This is a genomic window from Paenibacillus amylolyticus, from assembly GCF_003719335.1.
GTDB classification, from domain to species: Bacteria; Bacillota; Bacilli; order Paenibacillales; family Paenibacillaceae; genus Paenibacillus; species Paenibacillus amylolyticus_D.
This window is the reverse complement of the sequence record NZ_RIAS01000008.1, coordinates 165,497-184,040: the sequence shown is the minus strand read 5'-3', so window position 1 is coordinate 184,040 and position 18,544 is coordinate 165,497. Positions and strand designations below refer to the sequence as shown.

The following is an 18,544-nucleotide window of genomic DNA, read 5'->3' as shown; positions in this document are numbered from 1 at the left end:
TTTGGAAACGGGGAAGAACGTATAACCTTCGAACGGATCAGGACATTATTCGACATCTGTGCGACGGTAGAACTAATCATTGTATTACTTTGGTTTTGAAAACGCAGACAAACCTTTGACGGGAGCGTCGGAACAACGTTATTACCACGAACAGCACGATGATTGGACTTCATGAAAAATTTCGCTTAAAATGTTGAACGAACGCGAATTACAGCTTATTCAATGATTTCCGTCAAACCCTATGACAAAATCAAGACGGAGGGAACGTCGATGACGATCGAGAAAGGCAACATGAAACCCTGGGAGAGTTACTATGGTCCCAATATGGGATACGTACAAGAACAGTATGAATTATTCACCCAAGATCCGGGTGCAGTGACACCGGCCTATCGTGAATTGTTCGAGCAATGGGGAGCACCGCCGATGTCTGGCAAGGGTGCAGAGACTCTTTCGAATAGCGGGAATGGTCAAGCTGCTTCTGGAAATGTAGATATTCAACTATTGCAGAAAGCGGTTACAGCAGGCAAACTTGTATGGAACATCCGTACGTATGGCCATCTGGCTGCAGATATTGATCCACTTGGAATCAGTGAAGCAACAGATACGTCTTTGCTGGAACCGAAGCATTTTCAATTAAATGAGGAAGATTTGAAAGCACTGCCTGCTTCCCTGATCTGGGAAGGTGCAGACGGTCAGACAACGACTGGCTGGGATGCAATTCAACGTCTTCGTCAAATCTATACAGGTCCGATCGCTTACGAATTCAGCCATGTGCATGAAGTACAAGAACGCGAGTGGCTGAATCGTCGCGCGGAATCCCGCACATCCCCGGCCCCGCTTACGCAACAAGAACGTACAGCATTGCTGGAACGTTTGGTTGAAGCTGAACAATTTGAAGATTTCCTGCACAAAACGTTTGTTGGACAGAAACGTTTCTCGATTGAGGGGAACGATGTTCTTGTTCCTATGCTGGATGAAGCGGTCCGCCTTATGACGGAAGCAGGCTCCAGTCATATTCTGATGGGGATGGCTCACCGCGGACGTCTGAACGTGCTCGCTCATGTCCTGGGCAAACCTTATAGCAAAATTTTCTCTGAATTCCATCATGCCCCGAACAAAGACTTGGTTCCATCAGAAGGTTCAACTGGGATCAATTATGGTTGGACGGGGGATGTCAAATACCATATGGGCGCGAACCGTTTTGTGAAAGACGGGGAGACTGTACAGGCTCGCCTGACACTCGCCAACAACCCTAGCCATCTAGAGTACGTCAATCCGGTTGTGCAAGGTTTTGCACGTGCAGCTCAGGATGATCGCCGTGAACCAGGTTATCCGAAGCAGGATGTAACGAAGGCAGCGACCATTCTTATGCACGGGGATGCGGCATTCCCGGGAGAAGGTATTGTGGCCGAAACGCTTAATTTCAAAGCATTGCCAGGATACCAAAATGGCGGAACGATTCACATCATCGTGAACAACCGTCTTGGTTTCACTACGGACAGCAGTGACTCGCGTTCAACTTATTATGCAAGTGACCTTGCCAAAGGTTATGAAATTCCGATTGTACATGTCAACGCAGATAACCCTGAGGCTTGTATTGCGGCGATCCGCATGGCAGCGGAGTATCGCAACCGTTTCAAGAAGGATTTCCTGATTGACCTTATCGGATATCGTCGTTACGGTCATAACGAAACGGATGATCCTGAAACGACACAGCCGCTCGTGTATGACAAAGTGAAGAATCACCCAACAGTTAGTCATCTGTATCAGGATATGCTCAAGAAAGAGTCCGTCATTGATGATGCCTTCATCGCGAGTGTACGTAATGCCGTAGCGGATCGCTTAAAAGAAGCCTATGATCAGATGAAGAAAAATGAAGTGCATGAATACTACCAGCGCAACATCAGCGAGTCTGAGGCAGTCACAATTACGCCAACAGCGGTGCCTTTGGAGCAACTGCGCAGCATTAATGCTGATCTTCTGAAATGGCCAGAGACGTTCAATGTATATCCAAAATTGCAACGGATTTTGCAACGCCGGAGTACAGCTCTGAATGAAGGGGAAAAAGTAGACTGGAGCCTTGCCGAAACACTGGCATTTGCAACGATATTGGCAGACGGCAAGCCGATCCGTATCAGTGGTCAAGATGCGGAGCGTGCAACCTTTGCTCATCGTAACCTTGTACTGCATGATGCTACGAATGGAGATAAATTCTGTCCGTTGCACCATCTGCCACAAGCAAAAGCATCGTTTGCAATCTATAACAGCCCACTGTCAGAAGAGTCTGTCGTTGGATTTGAATATGGGTACAATGTGTACTCACCAGATACACTCGTAATCTGGGAAGCACAATTCGGTGATTTTGCAAACTGTGCACAGGTCATTTTTGACCAGTTCGTATCAGCAGGGCGTGCAAAATGGTCTCAAAAATCGAGTCTGGTTATGTTACTCCCACACGCTAACGAAGGCCAAGGGCCAGAACATACTAGCGCACGCCTGGAACGTTTCCTGCAATTGTGTGCGGAAGACAATATGACAGTGGTTAATCTGTCGAGTGCTTCACAGTACTTCCACCTGTTGCGTCGTCAAGCTTCCTTAACCGAGACAGAAGATGCACGACCACTTGTGATGATGTCACCAAAAAGCTTGATTCGTAATCCGCGTGTTGCGTCACCAGCCGTGGAGTTTAGTGAAGGTAAATTCGAACTTGTGCTGGAGCAACCAGGTTTAGGTACAAAACCGGATCGGGTGGAACGCATTATTTTGTGCAGTGGTAAAGTTGCTATTGATCTGGAAGATGCGATTGAGAAGGAGAAGGGCGATTATTCCTGGCTTCACATTATTCGTGTCGAGCAACTCTATCCGTTCCCAGCGGAAGAGATCAAACGTGTACTCGTACGTTTCAGCCAATTAAAAGAGCTGGTATGGGTGCAGGAAGAGAACAAAAACATGGGTGCATGGACATATATGGAGCCTCGTCTTCGTGAGATCGCGCCTGAAGGCACTACCGTGAGATATGAAGGCCGTCCGGAGCATGCAAGTCCTTCTAGCGGTTACCAGCTTGTGCATAGCATGGAGCAGCAATTGATTATTACAGCAGCGTTGAAACAAATGGCGAAGAATAATATTCCACTGGGGAGGTAACAGCTGTGAGTGAAATTAAAGTACCTGCAATGGGTGAGTCAATAACTGAGGGAACGGTATCCAGATGGATGGTAAAAGAAGGAGACACCGTTAATCAAGGTGATGTTCTGCTTGAACTGGAGACAGACAAGGTCAACATCGAGATCAGTGCTGAGGAGAGCGGTGTGCTCGAGAAGATCATTCGTCAGGAAGGTGAGACCGTTGAGATTGGTGAAACGATCGGTACGCTTTCAGCTGGGGCAGGGGGAGGAAGCACTCCAGCTGCTTCCGAACCAGCAACGTCCGAATCTAAATCGGCCTCCGCACCTGCTCCTGGGGCTCCAGTAGCTCCGGCAACGGCTGTTGCTGCACCGCCTGAGCCATCGGATAGCATTAAAACGGCTTCTCCTTCTGCACGCAAGCTTGCTCGTGAGCGTGGGATTGAACTGGATCAGGTGCAGAGCAAAGATCCGATTGGCCGTGTGTATCAGGATGATGTGAAAAGCCATGGAAGTCAGCCGTCCACTCCAGCGGCACCGCCAGCAGCCAAAGCTCCTGCTTCCGCGCCTAGCGCTCCAGCAGCGAGCGGCACAACTTTTTCCAAGCCTGTAGAGCGTCAGCGTATGTCCCGTCGCCGGGCAACTATCGCGAAACGTTTGGTTGAAGCACAGCAGACCGCAGCGATGTTGACTACCTTCAATGAGGTTGACATGACAGCGATCATGGACGTTCGTAAACGTCGCAAGGACAAGTTCAAAGAGAAGCATGATATCAACCTGGGCTTCATGTCTTTCTTTACCAAAGCAGTTGTAGGTGCACTTAAAAAATTCCCAACGATTAACGCAGAGATCGATGGCGAAGACGTTGTATTGAAAAAATTCTACGATATCGGTATTGCGGTATCTGCCAAAGAAGGTTTGGTTGTTCCGGTTGTACGTGATGCTGACCGTCTGGGCTTTGCCGAAATCGAAAGAAGCATTGCAGACCTGGCGTCCAAAGCACGTTCCAACACGCTCGCATTGTCTGACCTGCAAGGTGGTACATTTACGATTACCAATGGCGGAACATTCGGTTCCCTACTGTCTACGCCAATCCTGAATACTCCGCAGGTAGGTATTCTCGGGATGCACAAAATTCAGCTTCGCCCAGTGGCGATTGATGCTGAACGGATGGAAAACCGTCCAATGATGTACATCGCCTTGTCCTACGATCACCGGATTATTGATGGAAGCGAAGCTGTACGATTCCTGGTGACTGTAAAAGAATTGCTTGAAGATCCAGAATCATTGTTGATTGAAGGTTAATAGTTCTGAGATTTGCGCTCTACTTTATTTCTCATCCTATGAAATCTGAGATACTTCAATAGAATAAAACCCCCTGAACGAGCACAATATGTAATGTGCTCGTTCAGGGGGTTTTTGCTCGCATTTGAATCGGTATTGAATCAGAAAAAGATCTTACATCAAAGCTGTCTGATTCGATTGAATCTCCAAAGACGGATCTTTATCGAAATCTTGTTGACTACTATTTTGTGTAGGTTGTTGCTCGATCGTTGGCATATGACGTTGTAACCAATTCAGGACATCTTGAGCTACTTCGTTACGATTGGTCTCATGGAGCATCTCATGTCGTCCGCCTGGATAAAGACGGTATTCTACATCTTGAAGTCCAAGCTTCTTATAGTGGGAGTATAGGTTTAACACACCTTTACCCCGAAGACCGACAGGATCCAGTTCACCAGAGAACAGGAGAACCGGCTTGGATTTGGGGATACGTTCCATGTGCTGCGGAAGATGGATTTCAAGGAGCAGTTTAAAAAAATCACGGAAAAAGCCAGCGGTACATATCGCTCCACACATCGGGTCGTCGATGAATCGCTGCACTTCCTGCTGGTCACGAGATAACCAGTCAAAAGGCGTTGCAGCTGGACGGAACGCACGGTTAAATCCGCCAAATACAATGGCATTCAGCAACAGGCTTCGATGATTGTCACCTTGGATGCCGCACTGGAGTAGGGCCAGCTTTTCTCCAAACCGAAGTAATCCTCGTTTGCCGTTTGTGCCGGACAGCACAAACGCGTGGTATCTCTCGTGCGCTGCATACATCAGGTGCTGTACCAAAAAGGAACCCATACTGTGCCCCATAAGGAACAGGGGGACACCGGAGTGTTCTTTGGCAACTAGCTCGCCCAGATTGACCATATCTTTAGCCATCCAGCGAAATGCGTCCACACCTGCATCACCCAGTGATTCGGTGCTCTCCACCGTTTTTCCATGACCCCGATGGTCATTAGCATACACAGCAAAGCCGTGCTTGGTGAGATAACCCGCAAATTCGGCATAACGCGCTGCGGTTTCACCCATTCCATGCGCGATTTGTACAACGCCTTGAATGTGTTCGTCCGGATCGGGAAGCCAGCGGTACACATGAACACGGGTACCTTCATTGCCCATCAGCGTAAAGGTAGATTCCTGCATCTCGTGTAATTCCTCCTTCACAGGTTATCGGTAACTAAAACTTAAGGAAGATAGGATCGAAGAACGGTTGTATTGCCACTTAGTGTATAGTTACCCAGATTAGCCGGCAGAAGATAACATTGGCCTGCTTTCAATGTCAACTGCTCGCCTTCTTCAGAACCACTCCATTCAAGCGTACCCTCACCTTCACACACAACAAGAATGGTAAAGCTGTCCGGTGTCGTAGATAACGCCCAGCGTTCATTTACCACGCCTTTCTCTACTACAAAGTAAGGACAAGAAGCAAGCTGGAGCCATTCACCAGGTACTGCATTGCTCGTTTTCATTGTTGTTGCTCCGGCACCTTCATAGGCGGTGACATTCAAGGAATCCTCCACATGCAGTTCACGTGGCTTGCCGTCCAGTCCAGGACGGTTGTAATCATAGATCCGGTACGTTGTGTCTGAATTTTGCTGTATTTCTGCTACAACAACACCGGCGCAGAGAGCGTGCACTGTTCCAGCAGGGATGAAGAATGTATCTCCGGCTTCCACGGGGACTTGACGAAGAGTATCCATAACGGTACCATTCTCCAGCGCCTGTCTCAATCCTTCGCGATCTACACCTTCATTAAGGCCGTAGATAATATGAGCGCCGGGTTTGGCGTCGAGCACGTACCACATTTCGGTTTTACCCAGTTCACCTGGAGGAAGAGCCTTGTAATCATCCGTAGGATGAACCTGAACGGAGAGGTCGTCGTTACAATCAAGCAGTTTGATTAGCAGAGGGAAACGTCCGCCTTTTTCAGAAACGCCTTTGGAACCCAGCCAGGCTGTTCCGAGTTGTTCACGAACCTCATCAAGTCCTTTGCCAGCGAGTGGGCCATTTATTACCTTGGTCGTACCGTTGGCGTGATCTGCAATCATCCAGCCTTCCCCAATATGTCCTTCAGGGGGGGTAAGACCAAATTGCTCGAGCGCTCGGCCTCCCCATACACGTTCTTTGAATTCAGGTTGGAATTGTAGCGGGTATGGCGTAGACATGGATATCTCTCCTCTAGTATATGAATTGGTGAATCGCTTTAACCAGTTCTGGGCCCTCTAACGACCCGGCACATGCAGATGAAGAAGAACAAGTGAATGCGATTGCATACGTGCAGGTGAACACGGCGACATGGATGAAAAAGCAAAGGCTGGTCCAGTCAATGTGTTCAGTGTATTTCATTTGGTGAACAAAGGAAATTATTTTTTATTTTTTTTCAATACCGATTAAATAAGGTGAAGTTTGACGCTGCAACTGGCGGTACATCACAACCTGAGCCTGTTCGACAGGTAAAGCAGCTGCCCATGTGGATACAGCCTTAGCTTCCTGAGCGCCACCGTCATGACCCGGATATAAGACGACAGTAATTATACCGCGTGGACGCAATAACATCGTAGCAGCATCAAGTGCTGTGATTGTGCTGGTTGTTTCGGTAATGATAGAAGCATCTGCTCCTTCAGCAGGTAAGTAACCCAGATTAAACATAATAGCTCCTACTTTACCAATCCAGCCGTCTGGGACGGCTTCGGCCATTCGTGCATGGCTTAATTCCATCAAGGAAATAGAGCCGAGTTTGCTGCTTTCAGCATGCTTTCGAATCCTGGCCTGGGCTAGCGTTAGCGCTTCGTTTTGAATATCAAATCCGATGACCTGACCACGCTGGCCTACCTGCTTTGCGAGAAACAAGGTATCAGCACCTGTACCCACCGTGGCATCAATTGCGAAATCTCCTGGCTGAAGCCGAGAAGCGATCCATTGATGCGCACAGCTTAGAACCGACAGAAAGCCCATCTATGCCTCCCTCCAATACTTACCCTGCCATGTATCACGTTCACGCAGTTCTCGGTCAATGGAATTTAGAACTTCCCATTTGTTCAAAGACCACATGGGTCCAATAAGCAGGTTACGAGGAGCATCTCCTGTAAGGCGATGTACGATCATTTCGGGCGGGAGCATCTCGAGCGTATCTACGATCAGCTTAATATATTCATCCTGCTCAAGAAACCGAAGCAGACCGGCTTCATACTGTTTGACCATTGGCGTTTTACGCATGAGATGAAGCAGATGAATCTTAATGCCCTGCACATCCATATTTGCCACCGCGCGACCGGTGTCCAGCATCATTTCGTGGGTTTCTTGCGGCAAGCCATAGATAATGTGTGTGCAGACTCGAATATTGTGTTTACGCAGCTTTTCTACCGCTTCTTCATAACACGCCGTATCATGTGCACGGTTGATCAAAGTCGAAGTGGAATCGTGGATCGTCTGCAATCCCATCTCTACCCATAAATAGGTGCGCTGATTAAGCTCTGCCAAATACTCCACAACGTCGTCTGGTAAACAGTCTGGACGAGTAGCTATAGATAAACCGACAACGCCCGGCTGTTGTAAAATCTCTTCAAAGTATTCGCGCAGCTCTTCGACTGGTGCATAGGTATTGGTGTAGGCCTGAAAGTAACCGATATAGTGAGCTGAAGGCCATTTCAGATGCTGTCTGTCGCGAATCGTATTGAACTGGCTAACGAGATCTTCACGTCTGCTACCTGCAAAATCGCCTGATCCACGTGCACTGCAGAAGGTACAGCCCCCTTTGGCAATGGAGCCATCCCGATTCGGGCAGGTGAACCCGGCATCCAGCATCACTTTAAATACTTTGTTATTAAACTGATCGCGCATTTCATAATTCCAGGTGTGGAACCGTTTATCCCCCCACATTAGTGGCGATTGTGTTGCTGGTGCATTCATTTTCAAGGTACTCCTTTGAGGTCTATGGCTTAAAATATAATCCTTTTTTTGATTTATTTCTTATTCTGTAATATCAAACCTGAGCAAGGTATGCAGATGCTGTGCGGTTTTCGTCATTTATTGTATCAAAAATCCGAAAAAAAGGGGAATGTAAACGAAAAAAAGGCCGCCAAATCAAGGGTTTTTACTTGATGTAGTTTACACCTTGTGTTATATTTAAATCAGCGTCAGACACCATCCAGTGAGTAGTTTTCATCGTGGCATTTGAATGAATGTTGACGTCATGGATCATACTATACCGTGAGGTGATATGAATGAATTCCCAAGTTAAAAATAATGAATTCCAGCATGTATCTGTTGAGCTGACGGCAGAAGAGGCACTGGCTTTGACAGGCGTTCGTTTTAATGGAAATCCGAAAGTGAAAGCGGCTGCAAGACAAAAAGTTCGCGATGCTTTCGAAAAGACATTTGATTTTTCACACCAAGATAAGGTAGACTATGAACTACTAAAGTAGTTGGACCCCAATTCCAAATAAATCGAAAAGGGAATCTTTGAGATTTGCCCAACGTGGCAGGTCCGGAGATTCCTTTTTCATTGCTCTTTACAATTTGCCGGTTCTTGGGCAAAATGAGTCTAGGACAAGTATGGACAAACGGAGGAATAACATGCGTTTACGTGGTAGAAAAGGGATTAGAGAAAATCTGGAACAACAAGAGGATCTGGTTGTCCTGGAGCCAAAGCAACACAAAGGCAAGTGGGCTGAGCTGTTTGGCAATGATCATCCGATCTTTGTCGAGTTTGGCATGGGTAAAGGTCAATTTATCAGCCAAATGAGTTATAAATATCCGCAATATAATTTTATCGGTATCGATATGTATGATGAGCTCGTCCGCCGTGCTAGTGAAAAAGCTCGTAACGCTTGGAGTCAGGCTGAGGTAGAGACACCTCCGAACCTAAAGCTGGCGCTCGCGAACATCGAACAGATTGAAGAAGTGTTTGAACCTAAGGAACTGGAACGCATTTATTTGAATTTTAGTGATCCGTGGCCAAAAGCGAAACATGCACGCCGTCGGTTGACACACCCACGCTTCTTGAAAAAGTATATTGAACTGCTGAATCCAAAAGGGCAGATTCATTTTAAAACGGATTCAGAAACCTTGTTTGAATTCTCCCTGAACTCGATCGCAGATTTTGGCTTGCAGATGACGAATTTGTCTCTGAATCTGCACCGTGACGGTTTGAATGAAGAGCACGTTATGACCGAATATGAACAAAAATTCATGGGTAAAGGCATGAACATTCACCGTGTCGAAGTGATTGTAGGGGAAGAGGCTTTGCGAGAGTACAATGAAATGCGTCTGGATAAGTACAAAGTGCGTGAAGCTACAGACGAGTCTGGTGAAGATCAGGACGAAGCATAAAAAAAGGGGCGGTATCTAAGGGCAAATGCATTGCTCTAAGGTACCGCTCTTTTTCTTTTTATAAATGGACATTAGAGATGTTCAGAATGAAGCTCTTTACGGCGATAATCGTTAGGAGTCACGCCATTCAATTTTTTGAACATCCGATAAAAATAAGAGCTGTTGGTAAAACCGGTTCGCTCTGCGATATCCGCAACGGAATTTTCGGTCTGCACAAGCATATGCTGTGCTTTAGCAATGCGTGTCTCATTAATGACATCCGTGAGTCCTTTTAATGTGAGCTGTTTATATAACCTGCTGACGTAGATTGGCGACATGCCTAGTTCCTCTGCAATGGAGGTTAAGCACAGATTCGGGTCAGCATAATCGCGTTCAACTATATCGTTGATTCTCCGAATGAGTTCCTCATGCTTAAGTGTGCGTTTTTCCTCTACCTTGGAGCCGAGTTCATCAAACATCCGATAAAAATGTTCATGCACCTCGCTGAGATCCTCAGCATTTTTCACTGGAAGCATCAAACTGCCTGAAACGGAATCCAGTGTAAGTTGATTGTTCTTCTTGAGAGTGTTGCGAACGTGATTAAGGGTCATCGTCAGATGGGACAGCGCAAGCTGAAAGACGGTAAACGGATAGGCGGCTGTCTCACTAACGATATCTGCGTAGATTAGCTTGGCTTCCTCAGTCTTGCCCGTCATCAAGCATTCCACAAGCTGTCTTTCTTTGCCTGCAGGAAAAGTATACTCTTTGCTCTGATACGCCATGATGCCTGCGGTATGAATCAAGCAACCTGGCCCCTTGAACAGGCGATGCAGCGATGCCTCAGCGGAACGAGCGTAACCTTCAATGCATTCCTCTAGTGAATTTTCTTCTGGCCCCAGCGTACAAGAGATAGAGCATTTGAGATGAGTCATGACTGCAGCCTGCATCATACGTAGCAATTCTTCAATTTGATGTGAATCCTCATGCTCTGACAAAGAATTATTTTCCGATTTTTCATTAAACAGCAGTGTAATCTGGTCACCGCCCATATCCACAGCTTCCACGTAATAGTGAGTATCTGCCGTCTCGGTGCAAATGTTCATCATCGCGTATTTTACAAGTTGGGTATCTTCCCGGTAAGTTTCGCAAAATTCTGTATAATGGTCGATGCGCAAAAGCACGAGTCTTGACGATTGATGTACATCAACGGGAGAACCGTAGAATCTCATCCGATCCTCAAGCATATTACAGGTTGCCGTTTCACGCCCTTGAAGAGCACCCCTTAGAAAGTCTTGCCTTAGCAGTTGCAGACTGCCCCGGCGTTCGGCTTCCATTACACGCATGCGGACAAGCACGTTATTAATCGGATGATACAACTTCCGGGAGACAAGATAAGAAAGAATCAAGCCCGCAGCCAGCAATCCGAGGCAGAATAACAGGGTATGCGTGCGCATGCCGCGAATATCAGCTGTAATCACATCATAGGGAGTGATGCGTACATAACGCCATCCTAGACTGTCTGGGGAGGTGTAGGTGATGAGTGATTTCTCCCCATCCACTTGCTCGGTAAAATAAGCAGAATGCTCGGTATCTTGCATGATTGGACGCATGAATGTTTCGCTTGCGAGATTGTTAAGCAGTGGGCGGTCTCCAAAATCGGACAACAACTCGCCTTGTTCATTCACAATGAAGGTTTTGCCCGGCTGGTCTGCTGCATTCATATTGGGACTAAGCCAGTCATCTTTAATGTTCACGATAACGGCGTAATTGAGTTTGGCGTTGTCATTAATGGTGTCGTAGCACAGGTAAGTGTAACTGTTCACCTCACTGGCCTCGGTTGAGCCGACCTTATACGTGCGCGGGATAGGCACAAAGGGTTTATAGTCATGGAAACGATCCAGAATATGTTTGATTCCTTGGTCATCAATCTCGGATATAGACTGTTGTCCATTGCGAACTCCGTCGGAACTGATAAAAAATTCATTGCTTTTCGAGTTATATACATAGATGGATTCAATAAAAGGAAGAGACATGCGGTAGTTATCGAGTTGCTCCATGGCCGAAGTGATCTGATAGATACTGGGCTTGGAGTAGAGCATCAGGGAAGAAATCGTGTAGTCCTGATAAATCTGGTAGGAGAGAGACTTGGCACTTTCCGTCATTTTGGCCACTTCACGGCTCGTCTGGGTGAGGCTATTCACATCGGTACGATAGACCTGGCGGAGAGCAATACGATTGTAGTTAACGTATAAAATGGTTGATGCCACAAGTAGAGTTGCGGCAGTGCTGATAATAATACCGATCAGAATCCGCGTGAATACTTTCTGACTGTCCTCTGAACGTTTGCGCATTCTTTTTCCCCCTCGAACCTCCTGATATGAGTGAACTTATGTATTTTTCATAAGAAGTACTGAATTTCATATGTAGCAAAACAGAAGAGCAAGGTAACTTAAATTATATAATATGTATGCGTTTACATCAATGCTGGACAAGCCTTTTAGTTCCTTTTCCCTAGATAAAGTTCAACTTTCGCGGGATTGTTCATTAGGCTGAAGCTATGCACGATATCAACTTTTGTGAACGTACATGCGTTCATTTCATACTTAGTACATATTGTTCACTTCTCATTTCGCAGCATCGTTCACGAATGGGAGGAAGCTTCAGTATTCAGAAACGAAGGGGTCAGTCTACAATAAATTCAGAGCTTCACTGGTGCAGGCATCATACGCACATCAACATTCGCCTCCATATTCACCAGCAACAAACATGATCATCATGCACCAACAACATTCTTTATTACGTATCACCGTTACATTTGGGAGGGATCGAGTCATGCTCAAAGAATTGAACAAAAACAAAATCATGTTTCTGATGCTGCTGCCCACGCTGATCTTTTTTCTCATTAACTCGTATTTTCCGATGGTCGGTATTTACTACGCATTCACCAGTTATGATTTTGCAGGAGGATTATTCGGAAGTCCGTTTGTCGGGTTAGACAACTTTAAGTTTCTCTGGCAATCAGGAATGCTGCTGAAACTTACGACAAATACCGTAGGGTATAACCTGGCTTTCATTATACTGGGGAACGGTCTAGCGATCTTTTGTGCGATCATGCTAAGTGAAATTCGGGGGAAGTTGTTCAAAAAAATAACCCAGTCCGTCATGTTTCTGCCTTACTTTATCTCTTTTGTTCTATTAAGTGTAATCGCTTACAACATGTTTAACTATGAATCTGGGTTTGTGAATACCGTGCTCAAACGTTTTGAGGCAGGGCCGGTTGATATCTACAACACACCATGGATCTGGGTGTTTCTGATCATTATCTTTTATTTATGGAAAAACCTCGGGTACAGCATGGTCATCTATCTAGCCGCAATAACGGGAATAAGTGACGAGTATTATGAAGCGGCCCGCATTGACGGGGCGAATATCTTTCAACGGATATGGTACATTACAGTGCCGATGCTCAAACCAACGTTTGTCATTCTCTTGTTATTCTCACTTGGCAGCATCATGAAAGGGCAGTTCGACCTGTTCTATCAATTGATCGGGAACAACGGCGTGCTCTACAACGCTACGGATATCATTGATACGTATGTCTATCGTTCATTGAAAGTAACCTTTGATATTGGTATGGCAACCGCAGCTGGTTTGTACCAATCCTTATTCGGTTTCATCCTCATCATGACGGTCAACTACATTATCCGCAAAATCAACGAAGATTACGCTTTGTTCTAGAATAAGCTCGCCCTCAGGGCAGAAGGGAGAATAACCATGAGCACACAAACACATACCCAAAGACGGATACGAACCCAGACTCGTGCCAAAGATTCGGAATTCAACTTGGCTTTTCAGCTCATTGCCTATGGTATCATCATTGTTTTGTCGCTGATGTGCCTGTTGCCATTCCTGCTCATTTTGTCAGGTTCATTCAGCAGCAACGAATCGATTGTGCGGGATGGGTATCATCTTTTTCCGACACACTTCTCTCTGGAAGGTTACAAAATGGTATTCAAATTCCCGACACAGGTACTCAAAGCGTATGGGGTAACGGTGTTCACAACGGTTGTCGGCACAACACTGGGCTTGTTTTTTATCACGATGGCGGGATTTGTACTCCAGCGTAAAGATTTCAAGTACCGGAATACGTTCTCCTTTTTCATTTACTTCACAACGCTGTTTGGCGGAGGTCTTGTGCCTTGGTACATTATGCTGGCGAACTACTTCAACCTGACGGATACGTATACTGTGCTGATATTCCCCGGGCTGATGACTCCGTTTCTGATCATTCTCATGAAAAACTTTATTCGCTCCGCGGTGCCGGATGAACTAATCGAATCGGCGAAGATTGACGGTGCCAACGATTTCAGGATCTACTTCAGTATTGTGTTAAAACTGGCGATGCCGGGCATTGCAACCGTTGGACTATTTCTTGCCCTGGGCTATTGGAATGACTGGTTCACATCTTCCTTGTTTATCAACAACCCGGATATGTACCAGCTCCAATTTTACTTGTACAACACGATGAATACGATTACCTTCATTGACCAGATGGCGATTGGCACGGGGGTAACGCTTAGTCAAGACGTTCCAACAGAGTCGACCAAGATGGCGATGGCGATTATCGTAACTGGCCCGATTTTGTTCCTGTATCCGTTTGTTCAACGTTATTTTGTCAAAGGACTCACGATTGGAGCCGTCAAAGGTTAGAACGTACACACGTTGGGGACGTCAGGCTGCCGGGGAAATGGATGGTCTGATGCATAGCGGGTCTGCGCTAACATATAGGTTTAACACAAAAAGGGAGGATGCATATGCGTAATAAAATGATTCGGCACCTGTCTATGGTACTTGTTCTGATGTTATTTGCTGGCGTGCTGGCCGCGTGCAACGGCGGCGGTTCGGGAGGGAATGCGCAAGGTAATGCTCAGGGAGGCTCATCGGATAATAAAGGCGAAAAAGTAACCCTGCAATTTTACATGCTTGGAGATGCTCCGAAAGATCTGCCTGTGATTGAGTCGGAAATTAACAAGCTTGCTGAGGCCGATCTGAATGTGAATGTAAAATTCAACTTCACGTCATGGACGGACTGGGATCAAAAATATAAATTGCTGCTGTCTTCCGGACAGCCAATTGACTTAATCTTTACAGCAGACTGGACGAATTACCAGTCTTATGCGAAGAAAGGTGCTTTCCTGCCGCTGGATGAACTGTTGGCAAAAACACCAAAGCTCAAATCTCATGTCCCGGATGATATGTGGAATGCGGTTAAGATTAACGACAAAATCTACACGGTTCCATCGACATGGATTGAATATGTAACCGAGGGTATAGCGTACCGTGAAGACCTGCGTGAGAAGTATAATCTGCCGAAGCCAGAATCGATGGAAACGCTCGAAGCATACCTGGACGGCATCAAGGCGAATGAACCCAACATGATTCCAATTGCAGACAGCAATGCAAATCATACGCATGGTGTTCGCCAATTAACTTCCAAGTTGGTAAATACGGCTGGTCAGCTTCCATATGGACTGGATATTATGTATGATACACCTTCTACAGTGACGTCCTATTGGGGCTCACCACAGCATTTACAAGACCTGAAAACATACAAACGCTGGATGGATAAAGGTTTCTTCCCGAAAAACGTACTGAACGTGAAGGATACATCCAATTCTCTGCTCCAAAATGGTAAAGCAGCTGTCATTTTGGCTGGGGAGAACCCGAACAAATTCAATTCTGATGTAATTAAGGTTCAGTCCACTCACCCGGACTGGAAGCTTGGATATTTCCCATATCCGAATGCGAAAGGGTTTGCACAGCCGGTGCATCCGATTCATAACGGTTTTGCTATTCCGCGTAGCAGTAAAAACCCGGAAAGAGCATTGGAATTTTACGAGAAGCTTGTGACCGACAAACGTTACAACTGGTTGACCGAGTATGGTGTGGAAGGCAAAAACTTTGAAGTAAAAGACGGATACTACCATATGATTGGCGATGCACAGAGCAATGGCTTCCCGCGTGAAGGTATGAATGGCTGGGCATGGCGTAATCCAGAGTTTATGCTGTACGACAAGAGCTTTGATGATGTACTGGCTATGTTTAAAGACCTTGATAAGATCAAAAAACCGGATATCTTCACTGGTTTTGCCGAGGATTGGACACCTTATCAAGCGGAGAAAGCGGCTTTGGAGCAAGTTGAGAAGCAGTATCTGTATCCGCTTAACGTAGGCCTTGTTGCGGATGTAGAGGGTGGTTTGAATACGTTTATGGAAAAAGCAAAACAAGCCGGTCTGGATAAAATTCAGTCGGAGTATACAAAACAATGGCAGGAGTACCTGAAATCTGCCGGTATACAATAAGCAGTATGGTTAATTTGCAAACGTAAGAAGAAAAGGTGCCTTCGGTTTCGAAGGCACCTTTTCTCTTCGTTATAAGAGATAAGAAGGACGAGCTTATTCAAACTACAAAGGTTATAAACGGGTCGACTCTGATGATGAAGGCTGCATATCCTGTAACAAATCCATGATAGACTGCGCGCTTTCCATCGGATGTACTTTGGCAATCTCCGCCAGATGGCGTTTTCGCTTCTGCACCACATCTGGATAATGATGAAGCAATTTGTTCATCCATTGTACAACCACGTCAAGGGAGGTAATTCGTTCACCTAATCCTCTGGTTGTAAAATAATGTACATTCTCTTCTTCCTGACCCGGGATCGGGTTATGAAACAGCATCGGAATGCCCTTTGCCAAACCTTCACTGCAAGTCATTCCGCCTGGTTTTGTAATCAGTAGATCAGAGACTTCCATTAATTTATCGATTTCCGTTGTATATCCGATAATGTGGATATTCTCTTGCTGGAACAGTGGGTCCTGCTCCATGCTAATCCGTATTTTGTCATTACGTCCAAGACAGAAAATAATCTGGATATCTTCATGCCAGCGTGCTAGTAACTGGTGAACAACCTTGTCACTGAGCATCCCCCAGCCACCGCCCATGACAAGCACGGTTGGCATTTTTTTTAGATTAAATCTGGAGCGGATTTCATCATGTCCGGGATGCTCCCAGAAGTTTGGGTGTACAGGAATACCGGTTACCTTGATTTTATCTACGGACACCCCTCGACGTATCAACTTGGATTTTACTTCGTCCGAGGAAACGAGATATAAATCCACCTCAGGACTAATCCATGTGCCGTGTGCGTCATAATCGGTTAAAACATTACATAAGGGAACCTTTGTACCTAACCGCTTTAACCTGGATATAACTGCACTTGGAATCGGGTGGGTGCAGACAATGGCATTTGGATGCAACTGACGAACGACACTGCGGGTATGGGTGTAAAACACTTTGTGCAGTGCAAGAGTTGTTAGCCGATTCAATGGTTTTTTATATTGTTGTCTGTACATGTATCCAACGAGTTTGGGTTGATTGGTCACCGTTCTTTTGTACGCATTAAGGATAAGTGGTGCTACTTTCGGGTTAAGAAAGCTTCCGAGTTCAAGCACTTTGGTTTGGATATTCGGCGACAGCTTTCGTAAATGGCTGGACAATGCATAAGCAGCCTGCGTATGACCTGCGCCAAAGCCCTCAGATAATAGTAAAATTCTTTTTTTCTCCACGCTTGCTTCACCTGTTCCTGCTAGGTTTTCCTGAGTCTAACATATCGGCTTTAAGCCCAGAATGCAACTGTAGCAAGTGCGACTAAAGTACCGATTGTGGCTCCTGCCAAAACATCGGACGGATAGTGTAGACCCAGATAAATTCGAGAGAATCCGACAATAAGAGCCACAGGAAGCAAAGTCAGTAATAGAAACGGCTCAGCGGCCATAAAGGGCACTGTGACCGAAAAAATAGCGGTTGTATGCCCCGATGGAAACGAATGATCCGTTAGTGGGTTGCGAAACGTTATTGTATCAGGCAAGGCCAGGTAAGGTCGAATGCGAGGATACAATTTCTTGGCAATGGCTACAGGGATATGACTTACCGCTAAGGCGATGCAGGCTTGAAGTCCAGTCGTACTCCAGGGAGCCGGGGCAAGCAGCCAGATTAACAAAGATACCGCAATGGAAGAAGTTGCTCCGCCAAGATGGGTGAGATAGTACAGCCAGAAATTCATAAAACGATTATGAAGCCGGCCGTTAATCCACATAAACACATTACGATCGTACTCTTGAAACTTTAAGAAAAAACGGCTCATATTGGCCTCCTGCCAGTCAGGCCGCCCCGAGGACGGCAGTATTTCCGGGATGAAACCCGTGTAGGTTTGCACCTGTTTAGTATATAACCGTTTTTGAAGGTCTTGAGGTTATTTCAGGCGTATGTTTATCATATTTTTAAATGTTGTCCTTTTCAAGAAGAAGACATGTAAAGAACGTAAAATTCATGTAAAAGAGTGGATGAAAAACCAATGGTCTTTTTTGACTTCATTCCTCGAAAAAAGATACAATGATTCAACATGGCTGAAATGAGGTAAAAAAATGTGAGTTTTAGATTAAACTTTTTGGTGGCCATTTACGTTATTTGATGTAGAGACACTGTTCAGCTACAGTAAGCCACATCAAAAAGAAGGGACTTTAGAAATAAAAATCAAGAAAACAGCTGAAAATAAGATATATCAGGCATGAATGCGAGGTTGTGGTATCACTGAGTGGCTATTCAGCGTTTAAAGTTCACATTTCTGCTTCAGGAAGTGGAATTGAGGTTTTGACAAATTGCTGAAAAGAATACAGAATCGATAAAGCAGCCAACTGGCCGCAGCCATCATTTGAAAC

The 18,544-nt window shown here is 45.8% G+C and carries 14 protein-coding genes; 7 read left to right on the top strand and 7 right to left on the bottom strand.

What is annotated here, in order from left to right; genetic code table 11:
• Nucleotides 1-270 precede the first annotated feature (270 nt).
• Complete coding sequence (locus tag EC604_RS15950) at nt 271-3,144, top strand: 2-oxoglutarate dehydrogenase E1 component (RefSeq protein WP_123065103.1); 2,874 nt, start codon at nt 271-273, stop codon at nt 3,142-3,144.
• 5 nt (nt 3,145-3,149) lie between these two features.
• Complete coding sequence (gene odhB / locus EC604_RS15945; RefSeq protein WP_123065102.1) at nt 3,150-4,427, top strand: 2-oxoglutarate dehydrogenase complex dihydrolipoyllysine-residue succinyltransferase; 1,278 nt, start codon at nt 3,150-3,152, stop codon at nt 4,425-4,427.
• A 153-nt stretch (nt 4,428-4,580) separates the two neighbouring features.
• Here odhB and EC604_RS15940 read toward each other — a convergent pair whose 3' ends face one another.
• From EC604_RS15940 to EC604_RS15925, 4 genes are all read right to left on the bottom strand, one after another.
• Nucleotides 4,581-5,600, bottom strand: coding sequence for an alpha/beta fold hydrolase (locus EC604_RS15940; protein WP_123065101.1), 1,020 nt, complete (start codon nt 5,598-5,600; stop codon nt 4,581-4,583).
• Between the two features lie 41 nt (nt 5,601-5,641).
• Complete coding sequence (locus tag EC604_RS15935; protein ID WP_123065100.1) at nt 5,642-6,622, bottom strand: type I phosphomannose isomerase catalytic subunit; 981 nt, start codon at nt 6,620-6,622, stop codon at nt 5,642-5,644.
• A gap of 205 nt (nt 6,623-6,827) precedes the next feature.
• Nucleotides 6,828-7,412, bottom strand: a complete 585-nt coding sequence (locus EC604_RS15930) for a class I SAM-dependent methyltransferase (RefSeq protein ID WP_123065099.1) — start codon at nt 7,410-7,412, stop codon at nt 6,828-6,830.
• Nucleotides 7,413-8,366, bottom strand: coding sequence for a TIGR01212 family radical SAM protein (locus tag EC604_RS15925; RefSeq protein WP_123065098.1), 954 nt, complete (start codon nt 8,364-8,366; stop codon nt 7,413-7,415).
• Between the two features lie 314 nt (nt 8,367-8,680).
• Between EC604_RS15925 and EC604_RS15920 the strand changes: the two genes are divergently transcribed.
• Together EC604_RS15920 and trmB are read left to right on the top strand one after the other, a co-directional pair.
• Entirely contained in the window at nt 8,681-8,881 is a 201-nt protein-coding gene (locus EC604_RS15920) for a hypothetical protein (protein ID WP_090922175.1), read from the top strand.
• Nucleotides 8,882-9,032: 151 nt separating this feature from the next.
• Nucleotides 9,033-9,788, top strand: coding sequence for a tRNA (guanosine(46)-N7)-methyltransferase TrmB (trmB, locus tag EC604_RS15915; RefSeq protein WP_123065097.1), 756 nt, complete (start codon nt 9,033-9,035; stop codon nt 9,786-9,788).
• Nucleotides 9,789-9,859: 71 nt separating this feature from the next.
• Here trmB and EC604_RS15910 read toward each other — a convergent pair whose 3' ends face one another.
• Nucleotides 9,860-12,118, bottom strand: a complete 2,259-nt coding sequence (locus EC604_RS15910) for an AraC family transcriptional regulator (RefSeq protein ID WP_123065096.1) — start codon at nt 12,116-12,118, stop codon at nt 9,860-9,862.
• Between the two features lie 481 nt (nt 12,119-12,599).
• On the opposite strand from EC604_RS15910, the gene EC604_RS15905 reads away from it, so the two are divergent.
• The 3 genes from EC604_RS15905 to EC604_RS15895 all read left to right on the top strand — a co-directional run bounded on the left by EC604_RS15905 (nt 12,600) and on the right by EC604_RS15895 (nt 16,129).
• Nucleotides 12,600-13,505: an ABC transporter permease gene (locus EC604_RS15905; RefSeq protein WP_090922181.1), complete on the top strand. Its 906-nt coding sequence runs from the start codon at nt 12,600-12,602 to the stop codon at nt 13,503-13,505.
• Between the two features lie 36 nt (nt 13,506-13,541).
• A complete protein-coding gene (locus tag EC604_RS15900; protein ID WP_240036924.1) occupies nt 13,542-14,477 on the top strand; it encodes a carbohydrate ABC transporter permease in 936 nt (311 codons plus the stop codon).
• Between the two features lie 98 nt (nt 14,478-14,575).
• Nucleotides 14,576-16,129: an ABC transporter substrate-binding protein gene (locus EC604_RS15895; RefSeq protein WP_429351248.1), complete on the top strand. Its 1,554-nt coding sequence runs from the start codon at nt 14,576-14,578 to the stop codon at nt 16,127-16,129.
• A 111-nt stretch (nt 16,130-16,240) separates the two neighbouring features.
• Here the strand turns inward: EC604_RS15895 and EC604_RS15890 are convergent, their stop codons facing one another.
• Both EC604_RS15890 and EC604_RS15885 read right to left on the bottom strand, forming a co-directional pair.
• Nucleotides 16,241-17,392, bottom strand: coding sequence for an MGDG synthase family glycosyltransferase (locus EC604_RS15890; RefSeq protein ID WP_123065094.1), 1,152 nt, complete (start codon nt 17,390-17,392; stop codon nt 16,241-16,243).
• A gap of 50 nt (nt 17,393-17,442) precedes the next feature.
• A complete protein-coding gene (locus tag EC604_RS15885; RefSeq protein ID WP_123065093.1) occupies nt 17,443-17,970 on the bottom strand; it encodes a phosphatase PAP2 family protein in 528 nt (175 codons plus the stop codon).
• Nucleotides 17,971-18,544: the final 574 nt, after the last annotated feature.

Bases quoted from the DNA above. Each gene is read 5' to 3' on its own strand.
- trmB (WP_123065097.1), top strand. From the start codon at position 9,033: ATGCGTTTACGTGGTAGAAAAGGGATTAGAGAAAATCTGGAACAACAA.
- EC604_RS15900 (WP_240036924.1), top strand. From the start codon at position 13,542: ATGAGCACACAAACACATACCCAAAGACGGATACGAACCCAGACTCGT.
- EC604_RS15950 (WP_123065103.1), top strand. From the start codon at position 271: ATGACGATCGAGAAAGGCAACATGAAACCCTGGGAGAGTTACTATGGT.
- EC604_RS15935 (WP_123065100.1), bottom strand. From the start codon at position 6,622: ATGTCTACGCCATACCCGCTACAATTCCAACCTGAATTCAAAGAACGT.
- EC604_RS15895 (WP_429351248.1), top strand. From the start codon at position 14,576: ATGCATATGCGTAATAAAATGATTCGGCACCTGTCTATGGTACTTGTT.
- EC604_RS15930 (WP_123065099.1), bottom strand. From the start codon at position 7,412: ATGGGCTTTCTGTCGGTTCTAAGCTGTGCGCATCAATGGATCGCTTCT.
- EC604_RS15905 (WP_090922181.1), top strand. From the start codon at position 12,600: ATGCTCAAAGAATTGAACAAAAACAAAATCATGTTTCTGATGCTGCTG.
- EC604_RS15940 (WP_123065101.1), bottom strand. From the start codon at position 5,600: ATGCAGGAATCTACCTTTACGCTGATGGGCAATGAAGGTACCCGTGTT.
- EC604_RS15885 (WP_123065093.1), bottom strand. From the start codon at position 17,970: ATGAGCCGTTTTTTCTTAAAGTTTCAAGAGTACGATCGTAATGTGTTT.
- EC604_RS15910 (WP_123065096.1), bottom strand. From the start codon at position 12,118: ATGCGCAAACGTTCAGAGGACAGTCAGAAAGTATTCACGCGGATTCTG.
- EC604_RS15920 (WP_090922175.1), top strand. From the start codon at position 8,681: ATGAATTCCCAAGTTAAAAATAATGAATTCCAGCATGTATCTGTTGAG.
- EC604_RS15925 (WP_123065098.1), bottom strand. From the start codon at position 8,366: ATGAATGCACCAGCAACACAATCGCCACTAATGTGGGGGGATAAACGG.